Annotated in this window: 20 protein-coding genes; 14 read left to right on the forward strand and 6 right to left on the reverse strand. The window is 52.1% G+C overall.

Going from position 1 to position 23,830, the window contains the following annotated elements; genetic code table 11:
• Positions 1-192 precede the first annotated feature (192 nt).
• The 4 genes from AWJ19_RS19510 (at position 193) to AWJ19_RS19525 (ending at position 6,704) form a co-directional block, all read left to right on the forward strand.
• The gene (locus AWJ19_RS19510) at positions 193-1,827 is read left to right on the forward strand and encodes a diguanylate cyclase (protein ID WP_068726291.1); all 1,635 of its coding nucleotides are present in this window, start codon (positions 193-195) and stop codon (positions 1,825-1,827) included.
• Between the two features lie 39 nt (positions 1,828-1,866).
• Positions 1,867-2,247 carry a response regulator gene (locus AWJ19_RS19515; protein ID WP_068726293.1) on the forward strand — a complete coding sequence of 127 codons (381 nt, stop codon included), beginning with the start codon at positions 1,867-1,869 and terminating at the stop codon, positions 2,245-2,247.
• Positions 2,225-5,494: an ATP-binding protein gene (locus tag AWJ19_RS19520; protein WP_128083651.1), complete on the forward strand. Its 3,270-nt coding sequence runs from the start codon at positions 2,225-2,227 to the stop codon at positions 5,492-5,494. The genes AWJ19_RS19515 and AWJ19_RS19520 overlap by 23 nt, the downstream gene beginning before the upstream one ends.
• Before the next feature lie 235 nt (positions 5,495-5,729).
• Positions 5,730-6,704: an aldo/keto reductase gene (locus AWJ19_RS19525; protein WP_068726297.1), complete on the forward strand. Its 975-nt coding sequence runs from the start codon at positions 5,730-5,732 to the stop codon at positions 6,702-6,704.
• A gap of 134 nt (positions 6,705-6,838) precedes the next feature.
• Here the strand turns inward: AWJ19_RS19525 and AWJ19_RS19530 are convergent, their stop codons facing one another.
• Positions 6,839-7,552, reverse strand: a complete 714-nt coding sequence (locus tag AWJ19_RS19530; RefSeq protein ID WP_241781810.1) for a DUF421 domain-containing protein — start codon at positions 7,550-7,552, stop codon at positions 6,839-6,841.
• A 205-nt stretch (positions 7,553-7,757) separates the two neighbouring features.
• Between AWJ19_RS19530 and lspA the strand changes: the two genes are divergently transcribed.
• Positions 7,758-8,234, forward strand: a complete 477-nt coding sequence (gene lspA, locus AWJ19_RS19535) for a signal peptidase II (RefSeq protein WP_068726299.1) — start codon at positions 7,758-7,760, stop codon at positions 8,232-8,234.
• Positions 8,235-8,323: 89 nt separating this feature from the next.
• Here lspA and AWJ19_RS19540 read toward each other — a convergent pair whose 3' ends face one another.
• Positions 8,324-8,887: a PadR family transcriptional regulator gene (locus tag AWJ19_RS19540; RefSeq protein WP_068726301.1), complete on the reverse strand. Its 564-nt coding sequence runs from the start codon at positions 8,885-8,887 to the stop codon at positions 8,324-8,326.
• 150 nt (positions 8,888-9,037) lie between these two features.
• Between AWJ19_RS19540 and AWJ19_RS19545 the strand changes: the two genes are divergently transcribed.
• The 4 genes from AWJ19_RS19545 to AWJ19_RS19560 all read left to right on the forward strand — a co-directional run bounded on the left by AWJ19_RS19545 (position 9,038) and on the right by AWJ19_RS19560 (position 14,982).
• Complete coding sequence (locus AWJ19_RS19545) at positions 9,038-10,531, forward strand: MDR family MFS transporter (protein ID WP_241781811.1); 1,494 nt, start codon at positions 9,038-9,040, stop codon at positions 10,529-10,531.
• Positions 10,532-10,756: 225 nt separating this feature from the next.
• Positions 10,757-12,619, forward strand: coding sequence for an assimilatory sulfite reductase (NADPH) flavoprotein subunit (locus tag AWJ19_RS19550; RefSeq protein ID WP_068726342.1), 1,863 nt, complete (start codon positions 10,757-10,759; stop codon positions 12,617-12,619).
• Positions 12,620-12,654: 35 nt separating this feature from the next.
• On the forward strand, positions 12,655-14,379 hold the full coding sequence (cysI, locus tag AWJ19_RS19555; protein ID WP_068726302.1) for an assimilatory sulfite reductase (NADPH) hemoprotein subunit: 1,725 nt from the start codon (positions 12,655-12,657) through the stop codon (positions 14,377-14,379).
• Between the two features lie 195 nt (positions 14,380-14,574).
• Positions 14,575-14,982, forward strand: coding sequence for a hypothetical protein (locus AWJ19_RS19560; RefSeq protein ID WP_241781815.1), 408 nt, complete (start codon positions 14,575-14,577; stop codon positions 14,980-14,982).
• A 19-nt stretch (positions 14,983-15,001) separates the two neighbouring features.
• Here the strand turns inward: AWJ19_RS19560 and AWJ19_RS19565 are convergent, their stop codons facing one another.
• Both AWJ19_RS19565 and AWJ19_RS19570 read right to left on the reverse strand, forming a co-directional pair.
• Positions 15,002-16,081: a glycoside hydrolase family 99-like domain-containing protein gene (locus AWJ19_RS19565; RefSeq protein ID WP_068726306.1), complete on the reverse strand. Its 1,080-nt coding sequence runs from the start codon at positions 16,079-16,081 to the stop codon at positions 15,002-15,004.
• Positions 16,082-16,120: 39 nt separating this feature from the next.
• Positions 16,121-17,089 (reverse strand): glycosyltransferase, encoded by a 969-nt coding sequence (locus AWJ19_RS19570; protein ID WP_198536604.1) that lies wholly within the window; start codon positions 17,087-17,089, stop codon positions 16,121-16,123.
• A 297-nt stretch (positions 17,090-17,386) separates the two neighbouring features.
• Here AWJ19_RS19570 and map point away from each other — a divergent pair, with 297 nt between their 5' ends.
• The 5 genes from map to AWJ19_RS19595 all read left to right on the forward strand — a co-directional run bounded on the left by map (position 17,387) and on the right by AWJ19_RS19595 (position 22,544).
• On the forward strand, positions 17,387-18,133 hold the full coding sequence (gene map, locus AWJ19_RS19575) for a type I methionyl aminopeptidase (protein WP_068726310.1): 747 nt from the start codon (positions 17,387-17,389) through the stop codon (positions 18,131-18,133).
• Positions 18,134-18,393: 260 nt separating this feature from the next.
• Positions 18,394-19,830: a PAS domain S-box protein gene (locus tag AWJ19_RS19580; protein ID WP_068726311.1), complete on the forward strand. Its 1,437-nt coding sequence runs from the start codon at positions 18,394-18,396 to the stop codon at positions 19,828-19,830.
• A gap of 16 nt (positions 19,831-19,846) precedes the next feature.
• Entirely contained in the window at positions 19,847-20,239 is a 393-nt protein-coding gene (locus AWJ19_RS19585; protein ID WP_068726313.1) for an ATP-binding protein, read from the forward strand.
• A 15-nt stretch (positions 20,240-20,254) separates the two neighbouring features.
• The gene (locus tag AWJ19_RS19590; RefSeq protein WP_068726315.1) at positions 20,255-22,264 is read left to right on the forward strand and encodes a methyl-accepting chemotaxis protein; all 2,010 of its coding nucleotides are present in this window, start codon (positions 20,255-20,257) and stop codon (positions 22,262-22,264) included.
• Positions 22,257-22,544, forward strand: coding sequence for an STAS domain-containing protein (locus tag AWJ19_RS19595; protein WP_241781812.1), 288 nt, complete (start codon positions 22,257-22,259; stop codon positions 22,542-22,544). The genes AWJ19_RS19590 and AWJ19_RS19595 overlap by 8 nt, the downstream gene beginning before the upstream one ends.
• Before the next feature lie 87 nt (positions 22,545-22,631).
• Here the strand turns inward: AWJ19_RS19595 and AWJ19_RS19600 are convergent, their stop codons facing one another.
• Both AWJ19_RS19600 and AWJ19_RS19605 read right to left on the reverse strand, forming a co-directional pair.
• Positions 22,632-23,036, reverse strand: coding sequence for a CBS domain-containing protein (locus AWJ19_RS19600; protein WP_068726316.1), 405 nt, complete (start codon positions 23,034-23,036; stop codon positions 22,632-22,634).
• 217 nt (positions 23,037-23,253) lie between these two features.
• Positions 23,254-23,685 (reverse strand): VOC family protein, encoded by a 432-nt coding sequence (locus AWJ19_RS19605; protein WP_068726318.1) that lies wholly within the window; start codon positions 23,683-23,685, stop codon positions 23,254-23,256.
• Positions 23,686-23,830 lie beyond the last annotated feature (145 nt).

A 23,830-nucleotide genomic window follows, 5' to 3' on the forward strand; every position in this document is an offset into this window, starting at 1 on the left:
GCCGCTTTAACGGGATGAACCGTTTTAATTATTATCACAAATGCCGGCACACTCATCAACCAAAGGTTTTTTGTCGGTTTGATTATATTTTTGATCTTGACGCTGATATTCTTTAGAATAGTGTTGACAGTATATGAAAAAAATGATGAAGTGATATGTTGACAGTTTGATAGTACGTTCAAAGGAGTAATCATGACAACGAGAAAATATAAAGAGCTTGTGGAGCAGCGGACGAGGCAGACTCTGGAAACGTGGTCGGGGCAGCAGTCAGTCGGAGAGCGGGAGATTTACCGTTTTTTGCATAATCTGAAGGGAACCGCGGGCACGGTCGGTCTGGACCGGGTAGAGCGGTTTGCGGGCAGCGCGCTGCTGTATTTCTCGGATCGCAGTGATAAAGTCTGGCTGGAGGCGGAATGGCGCGAGGTTTTATATCCTTTGCTCGGGCTGTTTGGCGGAGATGAGTCATCCGGTGCAGTGCCCGATCCCGTTAATGATATAAGCCTTCTTAACGGCGCAAGCCAGCAGAAGTATGAAATTCTGCTTATTGATGACGATGTGGAGCTTGTTGCCTTTTTAAGAGAATCCCTGGAACGTCATTCTTATTATGTGAATATAGCGATGTCTGCCGAGCGCGGGCTTAAGCTGTTCTACGAGAGCCGGCCGGATATGATTCTGCTGGACATTCTGCTGCCGGACCAGAGCGGAATAGATGTGCTGCACCAGATTATCGGCAAGGCTACACAAGAACGGATTCCGATCCTTATTATCAGCGGCGAGAATTCCAAGGACATTCAGCTGTACGCGTATTCATTAGGTGTTATGGATTATATATCCAAGCCGGTGGACATCGACCTGTTCCTGATGCTGATCAAGAACCGTTTTGAGCTAAAGAAGGAGTGGCAGAAGTCCATTATTATCGATGAGCTGACCGGTGCCTATAACCGCAGGTTCTTTAACCAGACGATGAAGCAGCTGATCTCTGACTTCAGGCGGACGGAGCGGACCTTTTCCCTGGCCCTGCTTGATCTGGATCACTTCAAGCAGATTAATGATACGTACGGCCATCTGACAGGGGACGAGGTGCTTCAGACTTTTTCCGAGCTGGTTCGGGGCTCTATCCGTGTGGAGGACACCTTCTGCCGCTACGGCGGGGAGGAGTTTGCACTGTTTATGCCTAATACACCGGCAGCTTCCGCACGTACAGTAATTGAACGGATCCAGAGGCAGTTCGCTGACATGGCGTTTCAGGCCAAGCATGAACTGTTCCATGTAACCTTTTCGGGCGGAATTACAGAGATCCGGGCTTCCCGGGATACCCCTGAAGGGCTGATCGAGGATGCCGACCAGGCTCTGTATGCCAGCAAGCATGCGGGAAGAAACCAGACCACCCTGTACGATGATTACCTCCCGGCGGGCAAGGCGGAGAAAGTACTGAAGGTTATTATGGTTGATGATGATGCGCTGATCCGGAAAATTGTTGTCAAACAGTTCATGGACTGGAAACCCGCGAATATCTCCAGGGTAGAGGTGAGCAGCTACGAAAGCGGAGTGAAATTCCTACAATCCGGCTGGTATTCTGCCGATGATAAATATATCGTCCTGCTGGACGGCATTATGCCGGAGATGGACGGGCTGGAGGTGCTGGAGCAGCTCCGCAGCAGCTATCCGGAGGTAAACCTCCTCGTGGTCATGCTTACAGGCCGTAATGATCAGCAGGATATTATCCATGCGCTGCAGATGGGGGCGGATGATTATATCATCAAGCCGTTCCACCTGCCGGAGCTGCTGATGCGGGTCGAGCGGCTGGCACACAGATTTTTATTTTAAGCAAAGCAGCGGCTGTGCAAACTGAAAGGTGAGAGAAAGATGCAAAAGGTACTAATTGTCGATGATGAAGATGTTTTGCGCATGCTGATTGAGGACACGCTTGAGGATCTTGAGGAGGTTGAGCTTCACACAGCAGAGAACGGGCGTGAAGCGATGACCAAGCTGTCAATGAACGAATTCGATCTGGTCATCCTGGATTACATGATGCCGGAGCTGACAGGGATCGAGGTGCTGGGCCTGCTAAGTGACAAGGTGAAGGCGGCTACCCCGATCCTGATGCTTACTGCCAAGGCGCAGGAGGGTGACCGGAATATTGCCAGAGAAGCGGGCGCCCGCTATTTCATGCCTAAACCGTTCAGCCCGATGGAGCTTCTGCAGATTGTGGAGGGGATTCTGGGTGATCAGAAGAAGAATCAGTAATATGAGTATCAAAAAGAAATATTTCCACATCATTGCCGGTCTGATTACAGTGGTTCTACTGACGGGAATTGGCCTTTTTATATATATAAATGCCGAACAGACACGCCTGAACCATAACCAGGAGGTACTGCAGAACAAGGCGGATACCATTAATGAGATGGCGGTTACGCTGAACGATGTATTTTTCCGGGTCAGAGGTTATAGTCTGCTTAAGAGCAGCAACGAGCTTCAGCAGGCTTACGATTCGCTGGAGAAGCTCAGAGGCGTGCTTGAGGATTATTCCGCGCTGAAGCTTTCCCCTGAGGAAGCCACCTTCAAGGAACATCTGGCCACGTTTGTTGACCAGTACCAGAATGTGACCCTGCCTAAGGCAATCGGCTTCGTCGAGCAGGATGATTATACAAGCCTGCGTGCACTGGCAGCTGAAGGCAATACTCAGGCGGTGAATGAATTTCTGGCGTATACCAAGCAGTACAACACGCGCTCTGACAAGCTGCTGAGTGATATGGTCGACCATTCCCTGAAGCGGGCTAACGAATTCACGTTGCTCGCCTTCGGCCTCAGCACGCTGCTGCTGCTGCTCTTCACACTGATGATCTGGCGGATTCTCAAAATCCTCATTGATCCGATTGTCAGGCTGGAGGAGGCTACCAATTCGCTTGCTGCCGGAGAAGCGGTAATGATCGGCAAGCTTCATAAGCAGGATGAGATCGGCCGGCTCTATGAGGCCTTCCTTAATATGGCTCACAGCATTCAGGATAAAGAGGAAGAGCTGATGATGCAGAATGAGGAGCTCCATGCCCAGCAGGATGAGCTTCAGGACCAGCAGTTCAGGCTGGAACGCTCGCTCGGCGAGATCGAGAGCATGATGAAGGCGCTGGACCAGTCGTCCGCTGTGGCCATCCTCTCACCTAAAGGGATTTTTACGTATGCCAATGCGAATATGAGTGAATATACAGGCTACAAAAACCCTGAGCTGATCGGTTTTACCTTCCGGCTGCTTGATCTGAGGAATATGGAAGCTGCCCGGATGCAGCAGATTGTCGGCAAGCTGAGCACAGGCGGCGTATGGAGCGATGAGGTTCAGCTGGGCATGAAGAACGGTACACCGGTCTGGCTGCACATGACCATTATGCCTTATCTGAATGATGAGGGGCAGGTCTACCAGTACATTCTGATAGCCAACAATATTACCTCCATGAAAAATGTGCAGCAGAAGCTGGCGGAGACGCTCAAAAATACGGAGCAGACCAAGATCATGCTGGAACGCAGCAATCAGCTGAATCATGACATTACCTATACACTCGATAAACAGGAGTTTGCCGAGAAATTTATCGAGTTCATGAACCGCCAGTATGCCTTTGATTCCAGTGTGTTTTTCCTGGTTAAGGACCAGATTACGGTGGTCCGGGGAGTTCCCCAGGAGAATGTTGACCGTTATCTGGGCAGTGAGAGCGGCAATATGCTCTACCGGATGCAGACGGAGAAATCTTATATAACCAGACGGCCGGCTACGCTGCGTGAACAGGGAATTGCCCCTGAGCCGGTTCTCTCCTACGATTATTACTCTACTGTTGTAAATGCCCAGGACGAGGTGCTTGCCGTATTCTGCGGTACCCGGATCGGACATTCCTTCAACGAGGAAGAAATTAACGAAATCCAGGGCATGATGAACCGGGTGGGCCTGGCCATCGAGCGGCTGTTCATGTATGAGGAAATTGAGCACGGCCGCAGGCTGAACCGCGACATTGTCAATAATGTCAACGAGGGTATCCAGTTTGTCCAGATGGACGGCGGCATGCTGCAGATGAACCAGGCACTTGCGCTGATGTTTGACTATCATGAATGGTTCGAAGGCGACCTGATCCCGCTGGAACGCTGGAGCGGGCATTTCACACGGATGGCCAATGAATCGGAAGAGCTGGAGCAGTTCTACCAAAAGGCAATGTCCGAGCATTTTATTGAATCCAGCTCCATGAAGTATTCCATCGGTAAAGATACGCTGAAGCATGTGGATATGTATGCCATACCGGTATTCCGCCGGGAGACGCGCTTCGGGACACTGTTCGTCCACCGTGACATCACCCGCGAATACGAGCTTGATCTGATGAAGTCTGAGCTGGTCAGCACAGTCAGCCATGAGCTGCGGACCCCGCTGTCGAGCGTACTGGGCTTCACCGAACTGCTGCTGTCCAAGACAATGAAGCCTGAGAAGCAGCTGAAATATCTGGAGACCATTCACCGGGAAGCCCAGCGGCTGACAGATCTGATCAATGATTTTCTTGACCTGCAGCGGATGGAGTCAGGCACCCAGCAGTATAACCAGCAGCCGCTTAATCTCAGCGAGCTTGTCATGGGCGTCATTGACCAATACAAGGTCGGCGGCACTCATAATTTCCTGTTTGAGGACGAGGCCCACAACGCCGAGGTTGAGGTGGACCGGGATAAAATCGTTCAGGTGATGACCAATCTGCTCAGCAATGCGATCAAGTTCTCCCCAGGTGCAAGTGAGATCAAGGTGTCCCTGCACAACGAGGCGGAGCGGATTATCGTGCAGATTCAGGATCACGGTCTGGGCATTCCCAAGAACCAGATCGGACAGCTGTTCCAGAAATTCAGACGCGTTGACAACAGCGCCTCCAAACGGATCGGCGGAACCGGTCTGGGCCTTGCGATCTGCAAGGAAATTATCGAGAAGCAGAAAGGCTCCATCGGCATCGAGTCGGAGGAAGGCGAAGGCTCGACTGTATGGTTCAGCCTTCCGGTCCTGCATTCACCGGGAAGCCGTCATGAAGACGAGCCGGTGAAGTCAAGTCCCGAGAAGGATCAGAAGCCTAACGTAATGATTGTAGAGGATGATTACAGCCTGTCCCTGCTGCTGTCTGAGGAGCTGAAGGGCAAGGGCTTCCGCGTAACCCACCATTATCATCCGCAGCAGGCTTTTGAACAGGCGCTCAAGACACCTTTCGTAGCCATCGTTGTGGATCTGATGCTGGGAGAGGAGCTGGACGGCTGGGATTTGATCCGGATGCTGAAGAACGACGAACGTACTGAGCATGTCCCGATTGTCATTTCTTCCGCGCTGGATAAGACGGACAAGAACATGATGGACAACGTGGAGAAATATCTGACCAAGCCATACCCGCCGAATGAGCTGACCGGCACCCTGCAGGAGATTGTGAACATAAGGCAGGGAACCGGGGAAGTGCTGTTTCCGGACAGCGGACATACAGGTGAAGAGGAGTAACAAATGAATGCCGGCAGGCCCCGGATTCCATTTTCCTGCAGAACGACGTTATCTTATACCTTGGATAACGTCCGTTTTTTATGTTTTCGGATCACCGCAAAATACCTATGTCAGCATCCATGAAAGACCCCGCTTTGTTGGCTTAATAAAAAGCTTGCCTTATAGTGGACTCTAAGGGGTATAGTGGAAAATGTATTGCGGACAACCATTAAGGGATTAAAGGGAGGAAATACGAGTGAAGTACAGTTATTTGGGTAAATCAGGCCTTAAGGTCAGCCAGCTCTGTCTCGGCACGATGAATTTTGGCCCGGAAACCGAAGAGAAGGATGCTTTCCGGATTATGGATGCCGCGCTGGATGCGGGAATTAACTTTTTTGATACGGCCAACGTTTACGGGGGCCAGGAACGCCGCGGCTGGACGGAAGAAATTATCGGCCGATGGTTCAAGCAGGGAGGCGGACGGCGCGAGAAGGTCGTGCTGGCGACCAAAGTGTACGGCGACATGTTCGATGAGCTTGACGGGCCTAATTCCGGCGCAGGCTTGTCAGCCTATAAAATCAGACGTCATCTGGACGGCTCGCTAAAGCGTCTGCAGACCGATCATATTGAGCTGTACCAAATGCATCACGTGGACCGGAATGTATCCTGGGATGAGCTGTGGGGCGCATTCGAGAATGCCATTGGCCAGGGGAAAATTGATTATATCGGTTCCAGCAACTTCGCCGGCTGGCATATTGCCGCTGCCCAGGCCCAGGCCAAAGCGCGCAATTTCCTCGGCCTTGTCTCGGAGCAGCACCTGTACAATCTGCTGGAACGGACGCCGGAGCTTGAGGTTCTGCCTGCTTCGCAGGAGCTTGGCCTTGGCGTTATTCCGTGGAGTCCGCTGGCCGGAGGGCTGCTGGGCCGCAACGCGCTGGCTAAGAGCGGCGTACGCAGCGCCCGTTCAGCCAAGCTGGAGCAGAACCGCACCAAGCTGGAGCAGTTCTCCGCGCTCTGCAAAGAGCTGGGCGAGCACGAGGATCAGGTTGCCCTGGCCTGGGTGCTGGCTAATCCGGCGGTTACGGCCCCGATTATTGGACCGAGAACGATCCAGCAGTTTGAGGACTCTCTGCGTGTTACCGAAATCGAGCTGGATGAGGACACTCTGAAGAAGCTGGATGAGATTTTCCCGGGTCCGGGCCGTCCGGCGCCTGAGGCTTACGCGTGGTAAATAGTTGTAAACAGCAGAACAGCGGCTTCCCTTTAAGGGGGCCGCTGTTTTGTGTTTATGTCGTGCAGGTGTCTAGCCGGCACGCTGGGCAGTTTCCATAGCGTGCGGGATGCACCAAATGCCTCTGAATTCGCCTAAAGCCCGGCCTTTTCGCCCGTAAGCTTAGTGTGAGACCGAGGAGATGACAGCCAGCTCGCCTTCTTCCGTAATTTCAGCATAAACGACCGTCTGTGGTCCGCTATATCCCAGCTTGCGGAGCTCCTTGGCCAGCCATTCTTCGTCATGCCCGAGACTGCGAGAGTGTCCCGCTGTATGATCCCGTCCTCGATGATGCTCACCGGCAGGACGGATTCCGGGACGGGAACGAGCAGATCCTCGCGGGTCGCCGGTTCATATTGCGCTTTCTTGAGGATGCTCAGAGAGCCGTTTGTCTCATAGATTGCATACGCGACCTCGCTGACAGAGAAGGTATCCTTTGCCCGCAGCATCATCCGCAGCTGCTCGAAATCCAGATTGTTTTTTCGCAGCTTGCCCATATCAATTTTTCCGTCACGGATCAGAATCTCCGGCTCTCCTTCCAGCGGCTTGCGCAGCTTCGGGAGGTGAAGTGTAATTTTTTCAAAGGTAATTGACAGCAAGGTCCAGATTGCCAGTGTAAACAGCAGCATCGGGATGGTATGTTCTTTTTCATAAATGGTGTCCCCGACAAGATCGCCAAGAATAACCGCCGAAATGAAGTCGAACGGGGTCAGGGCGGAGATTTCCTTTTTCCCGAGCAGCCGGGTCATTGCCCATAGTCCCATAAAGCCCGCAATCAGTTTTATGAGTATCAGTCCGTATTCTTCCATGTGGTGCCCGCCTCCAGTCGGTCAATCTATCTAAGAGTGTTTAACCAATACAGATTTCCTCGTAACAGCTGCTTGCTCCGCCGGGCCCGGGAACCGCATGCTAAACATGGCAAAGATGAAAACAGCAGCCGGCATGTGTTAAGCTGAACAGGAAGAAAAACGGTGCAGATGAACCATAAGGCAGAGAAAAAGGAGGCGCTGGTTTTTGCTCTTTTATGTGATTGCAATACTGGTATTCGCGGCAGACCAGGCTGCCAAGTGGATCGTACGGACGAACATGCAGCTAGGGGAAATTGTACCGTTCTGGGAAGGGCATCTGACGTTTTCTTATTACGAGAACAGCGGCGCTGCCTTTAGCTCATTTCAGGGATACGGCAAATATTTTGCCATTGTGGCCGTAATTTTTGTGGCGGCAGTATTCTATTACCGGCGTAAAGGAGAATTGCAGGGGCCGCTTCTCGAGGCTGCCAGCGGTTTTCTGGTCGGCGGGGCTGCAGGTAACGGGATTGACCGGATTCTGTACCATCAGGTTACTGATTTTCTTATTTTCGGTGATGGCGGAGGGATCCTGAATCTGGCCGATCTAGCCATTAATGCCGGAACACTGCTGTTTATCCTTCACCTTATTGTGGAGCAAGTGAAAAGCAGCTTGCATAAGCGGAAACAGATGAACGAGAGCTAGGGGTATTCAAAATAAAAAGGCTGTCTGTTAAGTCATGAGATGACTTAACGGACAGCCTTTTTTGGGATTACAGTCTGGCGGTCCTTGACCTACCCCGCCGGCGGCGGACTGCTCCGCTCCAGCTCACCGATGGCCCACTCGCAGAACTCTATTGAGGATTTCATGGCCATCACCCGCTTCTGCAGCAGCAGGTAACGCCCGAAGGTGGTTGCCTTCAGCTCACGGGTCTCCCCGCGCTCATCGCGGAGTGCCTCATTGGCCTTGATCAGCAGATTGTACCGCTGGAGCTCACTGCGGTTAAACTCCATACGCTGCAGCAGCAGAGCCTTGGCTTCGTCCGGCTCGGTGAGCCAGAGGCTGTACAGCTTGAAATGCAGCTCATCCCGCAGGACGGCCGGTTCTGCAGGCATCCTGACCCATTCCTGCAGCACTGAGATGCCTTCTTCCGTAATCGTATATATTTTTTTATCCGGCTTGTCGGACTGCTCAATCCGCTCATGACGGATGAAGCCCTTTTCCTCCATGCTTTGCAGCAGGGGATAGATCTGGCTGTGGCCCGCCCTCCACAGGGGTTTGATGCCCTGTGTCAGTTCATAGCCCGTAAGCGGATTTGCCGTAAGCAGCGCAAGCAGCCCGTAAGACAGTGTATTCATGGCTGTAGTGTCCTCCAGTCTTTGATAATCCGATATTACTGCAAATAGCTCCTATATGTCAGTATTGACATAACTATTCTGTGATTATAACATTAATAAAGTCAAGTTACATATGTAAAAGTAGACATATAGGTAAGGAGGGGAACATTCTTGGAAGCTGCAGTTAAAGGTAAAATCCATTTCTGGCCGGTTATGACCGCCATTTTTTTCGGGAATTTTCTCTCTGTGCTAAGCACTACAACCATAAATATAGCCGTCCCGATCCTCATGGATCATTTCCAGACCGGACTGCACACGATGCAATGGATGGTTACCGGCTTCATGCTCGCTACTGGCGTTACAGCCCCGCTCGCCGGCTACTTGGGCGGCCGGTTCAGTTATAAACGCCTGTATACGTTCGCGTTATCGGGCTTTACCGTATTTTCACTGCTGTGTGCACTTGCCTGGAATCCTGCAGTTCTGATCGTGTTCCGCATGCTGCAGGGCTCCTGCAGCGGACTGATTATGGCCTGTACGATGACCATCATCTTTCAGGTCATTCCGCAGGAGCGCCGGCCTTTTGCTGTCAGTCTGTGGTCGCTGTCAGCCATGGTGGCTCCGGCCATCGGTCCTACCTTCAGCGGCTGGCTGCTCCAGTTCGCCAGCTGGCACTGGCTGTTCCTGATCAACCTGCCTGTCGGTGTGGCGGCTGTCATTCTGACGCAGCTGCTGATTCCTTATTACCGGATGAATGTTCCCAAGTCCTTTGATGTACCGGGACTGTTTACGGTGGTATTGGGCAGCTTGTCCCTGCTGGGAGCATTCAGCCAGGGCGGCAGCTGGGGATGGACCTCCTGGAAGACCCTTTCCATGATCGCGCTTGGAATTGTACTGCTCATTCTGTTTGTTCTGCGGGAGCTGAAGACGGAGGTGCCGCTGCTTAACCTGCGTGTGCTGAAAAATCGCAGGTTTACGGTGATGCTTAGCATTTACAGCATTGTTACTGTAGCCATGTATGCCGGAACCTATCTGACACCGCTGTTTTTGCAGACGGCCGAAGGGGCCAGCACGCTCAAGACAGGTCTGATTCTGCTCCCCTCGTCAGTCCTGCTGGCCCTTCTCAGCCCGGTGGTCGGTAAGCTCTACCCGCGTTTCGGGCCGGTAAAGCTGATTTCTGCCGGCATCGCCTGCATCTTTGCCGGACTGTTTCTGATGAGCAGGCTCCATGTGGGGATCGCCCATAACTTCATTTTGTGGGCGATGGTCGTGCGGAACCTGGGAATCGGACTGGCGAATGTTCCGAGCAGCACGGCATCTATGGAAGAAATTCCGGCAGAATGGTCGGGACATGCAACCTCGATTAACAACTGGATCCGCAATGTGCTCAGCTCACTCGCGATTGCAGTCTTTACCTCGCTGCTGTCGAACAGGCAGGCTGTACATGCGGCGGAGCTGGCCATGCCCGGTGTGACGGCAGGCAGCGGAGATATCGGGCTTCAGTCGTTTACAATGGGCGTCAATGATGTATTTGTGGTTGCCGCACTTCTGGTGCTGGCAGGTTTCCCGCTGATGCTGCTTGTCCGCCGTAAAAAGGAGAATATCCTAGCTGAAGGGCTTCATGAAGGCTCAGGAACACTCAAAAGTGAATCTGCAGCAAAATTGTAATATCAGATTATCTAATGCAAGTTATCATTAATAATAATGAAGCGGCCGAAATCGGAGTGTTTTACTCTGATTTAAGCCGCTTTTCGTCATTATATTGGACGAAATGACAATAATGCCAAATTTAGGTCATGATCAGACTCGTTGATCGTTTCTGATAATTATGATAGCCTGAGTTCAAGATGTTAGAAGAGAAGAAGATTTTACGCTAAGGAGAGGTCCATATTGGTGCAACTACAAGTTACGAACAGCCCGTTTAACGAGAGTCAGACCGAGCTTCTGAACCGGCTGCTGCCGACATTGACAGAGTCGCAGCAAATCTGGCTCGGCGGATATTTGTCCGCCATGTCCCTGCGGGGAGCCGGAGCTGCTCCGGCAGCCGGTGAGCAGCCGGCGCCTGCTGCAGCCGTCCAGGGCGCATTGCCTGCCGCAGCTGCAGCTGCACCACCATTATCCCGTGAGGTGACCGTGCTCTTCGGCTCGCAGACCGGCAACTGCCAGCGGCTGGCGGCAAGCCTGTCCCGCAAGCTTGAGGAGCAGGGCTTCAAGGTGACTGTATCTGCGATGAACGCCTTCAAGCCGAATACGCTTAAGAAGGTCGAGAACCTGCTGATCCTGGTCAGCACACACGGGGAAGGCGAACCGCCGGACAACGCCCGGGCTTTCCATGAATTCCTGCACAGCAAAAGAGCGCCGCAGCTGGAGTCGCTGCGCTTCTCGGTTCTGGCACTGGGAGATACTTCGTACGAGTTCTTCTGCCAGACCGGCAAAGACTTTGACCAGCGGCTGGAGCAGCTCGGCGGCCAGCGCCTGAGCCCGCGGATCGATTGTGATCTCGATTATGATGAGCCGGTGGCAGACTGGTTCGAGCGGGTGCTTGGCGCCTTGAACGGCCCGCAGAATGCACCGCAGCTCGCTGACCAGGCAGTAGCGGCAGCCGAGAAGGCTGACGAGCCGCAATCCCCTTATTCTCGCAATCATCCTTATAATGCGGAAGTACTGGAGAATCTGAATTTGAACGGACGCGGCTCGGACCGCGAGACCCGGCATCTGGAGCTGTCGCTTGCCGGCTCCGGCCTGACCTTTGAGCCCGGGGATTCCCTCGGGGTCTATCCGGAGAATCATCCTCAGCTGGTAGCGGATATTATTGCTGCAGCAGGCTGGAATCCGGACGAAACCGTTCCTTTTAATAAGAAGGGTGAGGAAGGCACGCTGCGCGAAGCGCTACTGCGCCATTACGAAATTACTGTACTGACCAAACCGCTGCTGGAACAGGCGACTAAGCTGTCTGCCGCACCGGGCCTGCAGGCACTGCTGGCACCGGAAGCGCAGCAGGAGCTGAAGTCCTATATCCAGGGCCGCGATCTGCTGGATCTGATTACGGATTTCGGACCCTGGAATGTTCCGGCCAGCAGCTTTGTATCCATACTGCGCAAGCTGCCGGCAAGATTGTATTCAATCTCCAGCAGCTATAACGCGAATCCGGAAGAGGTTCACTTTACCGTACGCGCGGTGCGCTATGAATCGCACGGGCGTGAGCGCTACGGCGTCTGCTCGGTGCATTGCGCCGAACGGGTCCAGCCGGGAGATACGCTGCCGGTGTATATCCAGAGCAATCCGAATTTCAAGCTCCCGGCGAATCCGGATGTGCCTGTAATCATGATCGGGCCGGGCACAGGCGTTGCGCCGTTCCGTTCCTTCCTTGAAGAACGCGGTGAGCAGGGTGCGGGCGGCAAGACCTGGCTGTTCTACGGCGACCGCCATTTCGTGACCGACTTCCTCTACCAGACAGACTGGCAGCGAATGCTGAAGGAAGGCGTATTGAACAAGCTGGATGTAGCCTTTTCGCGTGATACGGAGGAGAAGGTATATGTGCAGCACCGTATTCTTGAGCACAGCAAAGAACTGTATGCTTGGCTGCAGGAAGGCGCGCATGTGTATGTATGCGGCGACGAGAAGCACATGGCGCATGATGTTCATGCGGCACTCCTGACTGTTATCCAGGAAGAAGCCGGCCTCAGCCCTGAAGGTGCGGCAGCATATCTGGAGAACCTGCAGCAGGAACAGCGCTATCAGCGCGATGTATATTAAGGACAGCGGATGGCCCCGGAAGGAGAAGATCAATAGTGGCAAACAATGAATCAGCGGTGAAGCCGATCGGCGGACCGCCTAGCGATGTTGAACATATTAAGCTGGAGAGTAACTATCTGCGCGGCGCCCTGGAATCGACGCTGCAGAACCCGATTACCGGAGGACTGCCGGAGGATGATAACCGGCTGCTGAAATTCCACGGCAGCTACATGCAGGATGACCGGGATTTGCGTGCAGAACGCGAGCGCTCCAAGCTTGAGCCGGCCTTTCAGTTCATGCTGCGGGTAGTAGCACCTGGGGGCGTGGCTTCGGCAGCGCAGTGGCTGGTAATGGATAAGCTGGCCCACCAGTACGGCAATGGTACACTGCGTCTCACGACCCGGCAGGCTTTTCAGATGCACGGCGTGCTGAAATGGAACCTCAAAAAGACAATCAGAACCATTAACGATACACTCATGACTACTCTGGCGGCCTGCGGAGATGTCAACCGCAACGTAATGAGCAGCCCGAACCCGTACCAGTCCGAGGTGCATTCCGAGGTCTACGAATGGGCACGCAAACTCAGCGATCACCTTGCACCTCGGACTCCGGCCTACCACGAAATCTGGCTGGACGGGGAAAAGGTAGTGGACAGCAAGGCGGATGTGGAAGTTGAGCCTATTTACGGACCGGTCTATCTGCCGCGCAAATTCAAGATCGGCCTGGCGGTTCCGCCATCCAATGATGTCGATGTTTTCTCCCAGGACCTGGGCTTCATCGCGATTCTTGAAGACGGCAAGCTGGCCGGATTCAATGTTACTGTCGGCGGCGGAATGGGGATGACGCACGGGGATACGAATACCTATCCGCAGCTTGGCCGGGTAATCGGCTTCGTCCGTCCGGAGCAGATCATTGAGGTTGCCGAGAAGACCGTTACGATTCAGCGCGATTACGGGAACCGTTCTGTCCGTAAAAATGCCCGGTTCAAATATACGATTGACCGCCACGGGCTGGAATGGTTCAGAGGAGAGCTTCACCACAGGCTGGGCTGGGAGCTGGAAGCGGCCCGGACCTACCATTTCGATCATAACGGCGACCGTTACGGCTGGGTAAAAGGCTACGACGGCAAATGGAACCTGACCCTCTATATCCAGAGCGGACGGATTCAGGATCAGGAAGGCTATCCGCTGATGACCGGACTGCGCGAGATTGCCAAGATTCACACCGGCGATTTCCGGCTTACCCCGAACCAGAATCTGATTATCGGCGGCGTCAGCAGCGCGAAGAAGCGCAGGATCGCCGAGCTGGCCAAGCAATACGGCCTGACCGACGGTGCACATCATTCCGCCCTGCGGCGCAGCGCAATGTCCTGTGTGGCGCTGCCGACCTGCGGTCTCGCAATGGCCGAGGCAGAGCGCTATCTTCCGCATCTGCTCGACAAGCTGGAGCCGATTATCGACAAAGCCGGCCTGCGTGACGAGGAAATTGTCATCCGGATGACGGGCTGCCCTAACGGCTGTGCCCGTCCGGCACTCGGAGAGATTTCCTTTATCGGCAAATCGCCGGGTAAATACAACATGTATCTGGGAGCCGGCTTCAGCGGCGACCGTCTGAACAAGCTCTATAAGGAAAATATCGGCGAGCAGGAAATTCTGGAGACGCTGGAGCCGATGATTCACCGCTATGCCAATGAACGGATCAGCGGCGAGCACTTCGGTGACTTTGTCATCCGCAGCGGATACGTATCTGCTGTAACCTCCGGACTTAACTTTCATGACTGATCCGGAGCAATAGAGTTAACCTGTTCTAACTATGGCACCTAAAAAGAACCTGTCTTCCCAAGCTGAATTTTTGGCGGGAGGGCAGGTTCTTTATTTTTGCAGCTGTCTTTACTCTGTTAAATATCAAAATTTGTATGGTTGTACTATATCCATCTTCTATAAGCTACATACAATATAGTAATACAAATGAAAGGAATGATAGCCGTGCCTACTTTTGACAACGTGCTTGTTACCGGCAACCAGACTATACAGCAGGACCTCCATGTGAACGGAAATGAAACAGTGCAGGTTAATCTGAACGTCAATGGCAATCAAACGATACAGGGCCATTTGCAGGTTAACGGTAATCAATCTATAGTTAATAGTCTTGTAACCGGAGCCGATGTAGACGCCGGCGGCAGTCTCTGGTCCAATTACCGGGTGGGGGTGAGCAATCAGCCTGTACTCCCCGCTGGCGGAGCAAGTCTGCAGCAGATCAGATTCTACGCTACGGGTGCAGCATCCCAGGCGGGACTGATGCTGAAGGGAACAGACGGGCTGGATTATGTGCTGTTTATTGATGTCAGCAGCGGTACACCAAGCCTGGCTATACAACCTGCTTAAGCATACAATAAGTCACGGTTCACCACTTGGAATCTGCCATTGGAAAAGCACCCGTGTGCTCCAGCGCCTTCTTAACTTCCTCCAGATAGCGGAACTGATGCTGCAGGTCAGGCTCTAGAAAAGCGCCCTCAGCCCACTCGTTCCAGGCATTGATAAACAGAAATTCGCTTCTGTACAGCTTCATAGCGCGTTCAATCTGCCTAGTCAGGTACCAGCCGAATTTACGCGGGGAGGCTCCGATGGCGCTCTGTCCCCGTATGCCCAGCCGCGGTGTATTATCCCAGTTGACGTATGCGCCAGGGAAAATCGTTTCGCCGTTACGGTGATGGGAGCGGTTCAGGATCGACAGCCAGGCCTGGTCGTAATCGAATACGAGATGCTCTTGGCCGCTAATATTCATGTAATGCCACAGACGCTGTGTCTCCCCATGGGCAAAAGTGTAATGAGGCTCGAACTCGACGCTTGCCTGGAATCCGCTCTGGCTGGGAATTTCAAAGCCGCCTAGTGTCCTGACAAAATAAATGCCGTCAAGCCCGTTTTTTACCGCCAGCTCGTTCCACAGCTTCAGCATTTCTTCACACCGGGGAATTTTCCCCGGTCTGTAAATGATAAATACAGGTTTATTATCAACACGGATATACCGCGCGTCCCGGAAGGCGTTTAATAGCTCATAAAAATGGATTTCCCAGTCTGCCTCCTCTCCGTATTCCTGATGAATCAATACATCATGTTCTCCCCCGTCCCATTTACGTGTCCAGGATTCGTTTGCCCAGGATAAGCAGAATGGAAACTGCGGCTCGCCAGATTTCAGGACCTCCTTAAACGGGCGTTCGAGCAGTGTCTTACCCTTGAACCAGTAATGATAATAGCAGAACCCGTAAATTCCGTAAGATCTGGCTACCTTGGCCTGCCAGTTTCTCACAGCAGGATCTGTCAGATCATAGTAATAATGATCAAACGGTTCTTTGGGCTGCTGGTGGCCGGCATAGAGCGGAACCGCCTTTCTGGTGTTGGTCCACTCCGTGAATCCATTGCCCCACCACCGGTCATTCTCGGGAATACGGTGAAATTGGGGCAGTAAATAAGCGATCAGCTTCAAGTTACCTACCTCCTGCAGCACGCCGTGAATGTTTTTGGATCAGCGGTTAAATATGATATGAAGCAGCTTAGTAGTCATCTGGAGAAAAGAGTAATCGTAGGTGCTCTTCCATAAAGAGCGGGTTGCAACTGCCCTCTTGGCATCCGCATGAATACTGTAATAATGCAGCTTTTCCAGCAGTTCTTTGGCAGTATGAAAAGTGACAAGGTCCTCGTCCGGCTTCATATATTCGTATATATTGGGATGCGCCTCGGCAAGCTGGAATGCTCCGCAAGCCGCAATGTCAAACATGCGGTTCGGCGGACTGCCCCAATGGATGATTATTTCTGCGCCATTGTAATACGGTAGAAGCTCGGTATCCGGCCGCAGCACCGTCAGCTCGGGATAATCCTCCCAGCCGTTTCCGCAAGCAAACACTTTTCTGAAAGGGAATACATGCTTAATGGTTTCGGCATAGTTTTTACCGGATGTGCTGACATCACCAAGCAGCAAAAGATCTGATCTGTACGCTTCATCTACAGGACTGGGATTAAACTGGCTCCGGTTGGAGGCAAAGGGTAAATAAAATACCGACCTGCAGCCGGATTGCTGATAAAAGGGAATATGAAGGCTGTTCTGTGTAAATACATAATCAAACAACAGGGCGAGTTCTGCGGTAGCAACGCTGGTGGACGAGCCATCGGATAGCCAGATGGCTTTTTTGACAGAGGCAGCCCGGATGGCATCAAGGTCACTGCCGGAGAGTGGCTCTTCATTTCCCACAACCAGAAGCAGGTCGGGGTTCAGCTGGTGCAGCGCTGAGGAGAAGCTCTGGAACGCCTTGATGGCAACGAGCTCCTTGGCCAGCAGCCTTAGCTGCTCGGCAATCATTTGTTCAATTTGCCACAAGGAATCTCCTGTCATGAAGGAAACCATCAGGATACGAATTTGCTTATGTTCAACGAAGCCTGAAATCTGAGGATGATCGCTGTTGGCTTCAACTAACCGGTAGTTTTCCAGAGGTATCATTTTTATCGCTTGGACAACTGTATTTGTGATAAATTTTCTGGTTGTAAGATCCAAGCGCACGGTTTTGGGTGGGTGCTTGATCCGGCGTCTACTTTTTTTGTTCATGAGGTTCTTACAATCCTTTCTGCAGAAGCTGTACTGTCTTATGATATGAAAAAACACGAAGTTCGTAACTACTCTAAGATTAAATTTGGATTTTCGGCGGTTTTCTTACATAATATATAGAGAGAAGTGTCAAAAACATATTCAAGAGCCATTATAGTGAGTAATGCGTTCTGTACAGAAGAGGCGATTCAGATGATTATTATGAAGACAATGGAAGAAATCCAAAAAATGTTGGCAGCCGGTCAAATTCTGGCCGAATGCCACCGGCAGATTGCCGGAATGATACAGCCCGGTATTACGACGTGGGAAATTGACGAATTTGCCGAGAAGTTCATCCTGTCACAGGGAGCCACTCCGGAGCAAAAAGGCTACCACGGCTATCCTTATGCAACCTGTGCTTCTGTGAACGATGTGATCTGCCACGGCTTCCCCAAGAAGGAGCCGCTCAAGGACGGAGATATTGTTACGATTGATATGGTCGTTAACCTGAACGGCTGGCTGGCGGATTCGGCCTGGTCCTATGGCGTAGGCAACATTAGCGTGGAGGCGCAGAAGCTTCTGGATACGACCAAGGAATCGCTGTTCAAAGGCATTGAGCAGGCGGTGGCCGGCAACCGTGTCGGTGATGTGGCCCACGCCATCCAGTCCTATGCCGAGTCGAACGGATTCTCGGTAGTCCGTGATTTCATCGGCCACGGTATCGGCTCAGAGATGCACGAAAAGCCCGATGTGCCTTCCTACGGTCCGGCCGGCAAAGGCCCGCGTTTGAAAGAAGGAATGGTATTTACCATAGAGCCGATGCTTAATACCGGAAGCTACCGGACCAGGGTTGATGCTGACGGGTGGACTGCCCGGACCATTGACGGCGGACTTTCTGCTCAATATGAGCATACCCTGGCCATTACGCCGCAGGGAACAATCATTCTTACCCAGCTGTGATATAGAACGGTTAATAACCCGGCCAGCTCGTCATGATGATATGACGCTGGCCGGGTTTGTTGTGAAATATAAGAATTTATATGTTCTATCCTATCAATAATCCTTATATTTCCCGCAGAAACGGTTGTCCCTTCCCTGAGAACGGCGCAACCGTTTCTACTTGTTTTCATGACTAAATGTGTCGAAATTCACGGCGGTCAGGCGGGAAAATGAATATAATAGGATGAATTTAAGGCAAACGGGAATAGAGGATCACTTTTATGGCAGCAGACAAGCAGTGCAAAAATCAGCTGGCAGCGCCCAGCGCAGCCCAGTGTATGGATCATTACGGGTGTATTTATGAGAACAACCATCTGATTACGCTGATGGTGGATCCGGCTGACGGCAGTATCGTGGATGCGAACCGGGCAGCCTGTGCTTTTTACGGCTACAGGCTGCGTGATTTCAGGAAGCTGCTCATCACAGATCTGAGTGTGGAGCACGAAGCGGGCATTGATACCGGCAAATTTATGGCCAGTGCACTGCCCGGAGGGGAATATCAAGGGAATCAGGTCTTTCATGACCAACACCGGCTGGCCTCCGGTCAGCACATTGATGTAGAGATTCACACCGGAACTATGCGGATGCTCGGGAGGGACTGTATTTATACAGTTATCCATGATATCAGCGAAAGGGTTCGCTCGGAGAAGCGCCTGCGTGAGAGTGAAGAGCGCTACCGGGATCTGGTTGAGCTGTGCCCGGAGGCGATTCTGGTATACAGCGGCGGCACTATTCTGTTCGCCAACCAGCGGACAGAGAAGTTGTTCGGTATACAGAAGGACGAGCTGCTTGGCAGGAGTATTGATGATTTTTTTATCGAGGAGCCCCTGAGCAGTTCAGAATACAACAAGCTGAAGGCGATGACAGGCATCAAGGACAGCTTCCGGATCGAGCAGCGCTTTATTAGGCGGCATGACCGCCGGGTATACGACCTGGATATTTCCGGGGTGCCTGTAATATACAACGAGACTGCAGCCCTGCAGCTGGTATGCCGTGATATTACGCAGAAGAAAAGGGAGATTGAGCGGGCTGTCCGGCTTCAGGAGCAGCGGCATGCGGTAGGTTTTCCCCTCGAAAGGAAGGCTGTTCTGGAAAAGCTGTATGTACCGGCGAATACGCTCAGCGGAGACTTTTTTCTTTTTCACAAAATCAATGAGTCTGAGGTGCTTGGCATCATCGGTGATGTAGCCGGCAAAGGGATATCTGCAGCGCTCAGCATTTCCGCCCTGCGTGTAATGTTTATGGACAGCCTTCACAGCGGGCTTGCGCCAGTGGACATTCTGCAGGATTTGAACCGCAAAGCAATGGAGCACATGGGTGAGGATTACATTGCCGGCTGCTGCTTCCATCTTGATTTTGGCAGAGGGATTCTGAAGGCGGCCGCGGCAGGGATCAATGAGTTCATGTACGTGCCTTGCGGCGCAGACGGAATAAAAATTACTGTGAAGGGCACCCCTCTGGGAATGTTCGGGAGCAGTGAATTTGAACAGACGGCCATTGCTTTTCAGGCAGGCGACCGCTTTTGCTTCTATAGCGACGGCATGGAGCTGCTGTTTGACGGCGAAGAGCTCTGCCGGGAATACGACTATCTAAAGGGTAAGATTACAGGATCGGTGCTGCAGGATGACTGCACATGGCTAAATCTGCATATTACGTAAGCCAAGGAAGTGAAATATGGAAACTGTACAAAAGGAAGTCATGTTCTGCGGTTTGGGAAATCATCAGGTCATCATTGAGGACATTATTCAGGAGCTTGAGCTGGAGCCATATGCGTTTGATATCCGTCTGATTCTGATGGAAGCAGTCACCAACGCCTACTATCATGGCAACCTCAGCGACTGTACAAAACCGATCACCATCCGTTATCTTCTGTGCGGCGGGCTGCTCAACCTTCAGGTTGAGGACTCCGGGGACGGGGAGCGCAATCTGCTGATTCCGCAGGAAATCGGCGACGGGGAGATGCTGGAGGATGGGGGGAGAGGGCTATATCTGATCCGCTGCTTCTCGGACAGTGTGGAGATGATCCGTAATACGATGTTTATCAGCAAAAACGTATGTGCTCACTAAAAAGGAGAGAGTGTAGTGAAATTAAGTATCAAGGTTAAAATGAGCATCCTTTTATTCCTCATCATCAGCATCCCTCTAGGTATATCCGGCGCGGTTTCATACAATCTGGCATCAGCCGCGCTGCAGAAGACGATTGAAGAGGAGTTGAAAGGGACAACAAGTTCAGCCGCCAAGGCGGTTGAAACGGAGCTGACGGCTGCGGGGAACCTGCTGGATGTGGCCAGCCGCAACGAAGCTCTGGCGGTATTCGCCGGTGATTCTTCAGGGCAGAATGCCAAGCAGACGGCCTATTCCTACATATCGGGTATTCAGCAGGATAATGCCATGCTGATGGAATCTCTCATTATTGCTGATGTGAACGGCAAGGTGCTGATCACCAGCAGTTCGCAGTCACCGGAGCTAAATGTGAAGGACCGTGCGTATTTCGCACAGGCACTGGCGGGTGAAAAAGCAATAAGCGAAGTTCTCGTTTCCAAGGACAGCAATAAAAATATTGTAGCAGTAGCCCGGCCACTGCGCCAGAACGGCAGTGTTACCGGTGTGCTGATCGGGACGATCCTGTTCGACACGATTGCAGCTCCGGTCGCTGAGACCCGCGTCGGCGAGAGCGGATACGGGTATATGCTGGACCGGACCGGCCTGATCGTCTATCACCCTGACGGAAGCAAGGTGCTGAAGGAGAATCTGGACGGCAACAGTAATGCGGAACTGAACGCACTTGTGCAGCAGATGAAGAACGGGGATACCGCGCATGGTTTCTATACATATGAAGGCGTGTATAAGTATGTCTCCTTCGAGCCGGCAGGGAGCTGGATCGTAGCGACGACCGCCAATTACAGTGAATACATGAAGCCGGCAACTGAAATCCGCACTACGACTTTGATTGTGGTTGTTTCATTCATCCTGGTGGCCTTGCTGCTTGGGTACTTCTTCACCACCCGCAATATCATAAATCCGGTCAAGAAGCTTCAGGCGGCCATGTCACTCGCCGGAAACGGGGATCTGACTGTACATACTGCAATACATACACGGGACGAGCTGCAGTCCCTCAGTGATTCATTTAATGCAATGATCGACAAGCAGGAAGCCATTATTGAAAAGGTAAGACATGGCTCGGCAGTCCTCACCTCAATGTCAGAAGAAATGGCAGCCTCCTCCGAGGAAATCAGCGCCTCGATTCAAGAGATCAGCTCAAGCACCCAGGAGATTGCTGCAGGGGCGGAGAACAACAACCATTCTGTAGTGAATGCCTCCCAGGTGCTGGTTCAGCTCTCCAGTCTGGTCCAGCTTGCCCAGAGCAAGGCTTCAGCCACTTCACAGAATGCAAATAACACGAACGAGGCAGCACAGGCTGGCAGAGCAGGGGTAATGAATACTGTTGTTGCCATGGATTCCATCAGCAGCAGCACCCGGGAAACCGAGGAGCAGCTGCTTACTGTAAGCGGACTGTCGGACAAGGTGGCTGCTATTATCGGTACCATTAACGCTATTGCCAGGCAGACCAACCTGCTGGCGCTGAATGCGGCGATTGAGGCAGCGAGGGCAGGGGAGCACGGCCGAGGCTTCAGTGTTGTGGCCGGAGAAGTCAGAAAGCTGTCGGATGAAACACATCTGCAGGCGGAAGAGATCAGCAGCCTCGTGTCTGATATGGTAACCAGAATAGGCCAGGCCGTGGAATCGATGCGTGGAGCCTCCATTGCTGTGGAGAGCGGTGTAAGGATCGTCAAGGAGACGGACCACGCTTTTATTCATATTATTGAGTCGGTTGAGCTGATAACGGCAAGTGTACAGGAGATATTGGAAATAACGAGGGATGAAGTAGCTACTTCTGACCAGATTATCAAGCTGATTGACTCTATGGGGACGATATCAGAAATGTCTGTACAGAATACGGAGAGTGTCTCCAGCGCCACTGAGGAGCAGGCGGCAACAGTTAATAATTTTGTATCTACAGCCGAAGAGATCAGTGCTATGGCGGGTGAGCTGGAGCTTCTGGTCGAAAAATTCATAATAAGGGGTGAGTAGTTTGAACGAGATAACGATCGATATGCCGGCGATGTTTTCGGTGGAGGAGGCCAGCGCTTTCCGGGATACAGTCAAAACCTGCATAAGCAGCGGCCAGACAAGCTTTCTGCTGGATTTCAAGGATTGCACCTTTATTGACAGTACCGGTCTTGGCGTTATTGTCAGCCTGTACAAAAAATGTGCGGAGAACGGCGGAACGATCCGTCTGCGGTCCCTTCAGCCGAATGTATTCAAAATTTTTGAGCTGACCCGGCTGACGAATGTGTTTGAGATTATCTAGCATCGGGTTCTGTACCTGATACAGCAGGGGCGCTCCATCAGACGGTATACCGTCTGGATGGGCAGCCCCTGTTTCCCTTTAGTTCAGCTAGTCTGTTATATTCCTGGTGTAGTACTCAATAATATCCTTACGACGGATAATGCCGAGAAAAACGCCTTCACTGTCAACGACCGGTACAAAGTTCTGGTCTGCAGCAAGCGTAAGCATATCCTCCATTTGCGCTTTGATGTAGACACTCTCATTATGCACATGCCGCTGAATGTCGCTGACCTTAACCTCACGCATGTTGTCGAAGCTGAGTCCTGCCGTATTTTTCAGCTTCCAGAGCAGGTCTCCTTCAGCCAGGGTTCCAACGTATTTCCCCTCGTGGTCAATGATCGGTATGGCGGAATAATAGTGCTGCTCCAATTGCTCCATTGCTTCAAGCATAGAGATTGAGGAGGTAATGTAAGCGACCTGATCCTTGGGCAGCAGAAAGGCAGAGATTTCCATGGCTAGTCTCCTTTACATTAGAATGAGTGCTAGGCAGTATAATCATTAAACCACACATTCTATTGTAAGCGAATTATTATTTCTGAGGCAGGGCTGGAAAATATGCAGCGGCTGTCATTCAACAAAAAAGGATACGCCACACTAAGGCGACGGTCTTGCCGCTGCCAAGTATGTCATATCCCTGTTATTCTTAATTATGAAGCTGGCCCGGTATAGCCTATTGGGCTGCCGCTTCCGTGCTTTCAAGGCTAACCTGCCATTCAATGCCGAATTTATCCTTCAGGCTGCCATAGAGCTTGCTCCAAAAGGTCTGCTGCAGCTCCATCGTCACGCTTCCGCCTTCCTTCAGCTGATTGAACCAGGATTTCACATCCTCCTCGTTCCGTGTAACCAGCGCAAGACTGATGTTATTGCCTTGTGTAAAGGGCATTCCCGGGAACACATCGGAGAACATGACGTTGCTGCCGTCCACGTTCAGCCGTGCATGCATAACCAGGGCTTTTGCTTCTTCCGGCAACGGATAGTCGGGGTTCGGCGGTGCTTCGCCAAAGGTCATAATCTGCGGATCACTGTTACCAAATACCTTAGCGTAAAATTCAACAGCTTCACGGCAGTTTCCATTGAAATTCAAATACACATCAACTGACACTGGCTTCACTCCCTGGTTGATAAATTAAGGCAAGCACTTTATTTCCACATTGTAGCATGACCTTGTCCAAAGAGAAATATACTTTGCGGCCTGCAGCTGCTTTGGCAGCAGCCGGATGTATGCTTAGTATGATTATGAAGGGGGG

This window comes from Paenibacillus sp. DMB5 (assembly GCF_001517085.1).
Lineage (GTDB): Bacteria > Bacillota > Bacilli > Paenibacillales > Paenibacillaceae > Paenibacillus_AQ.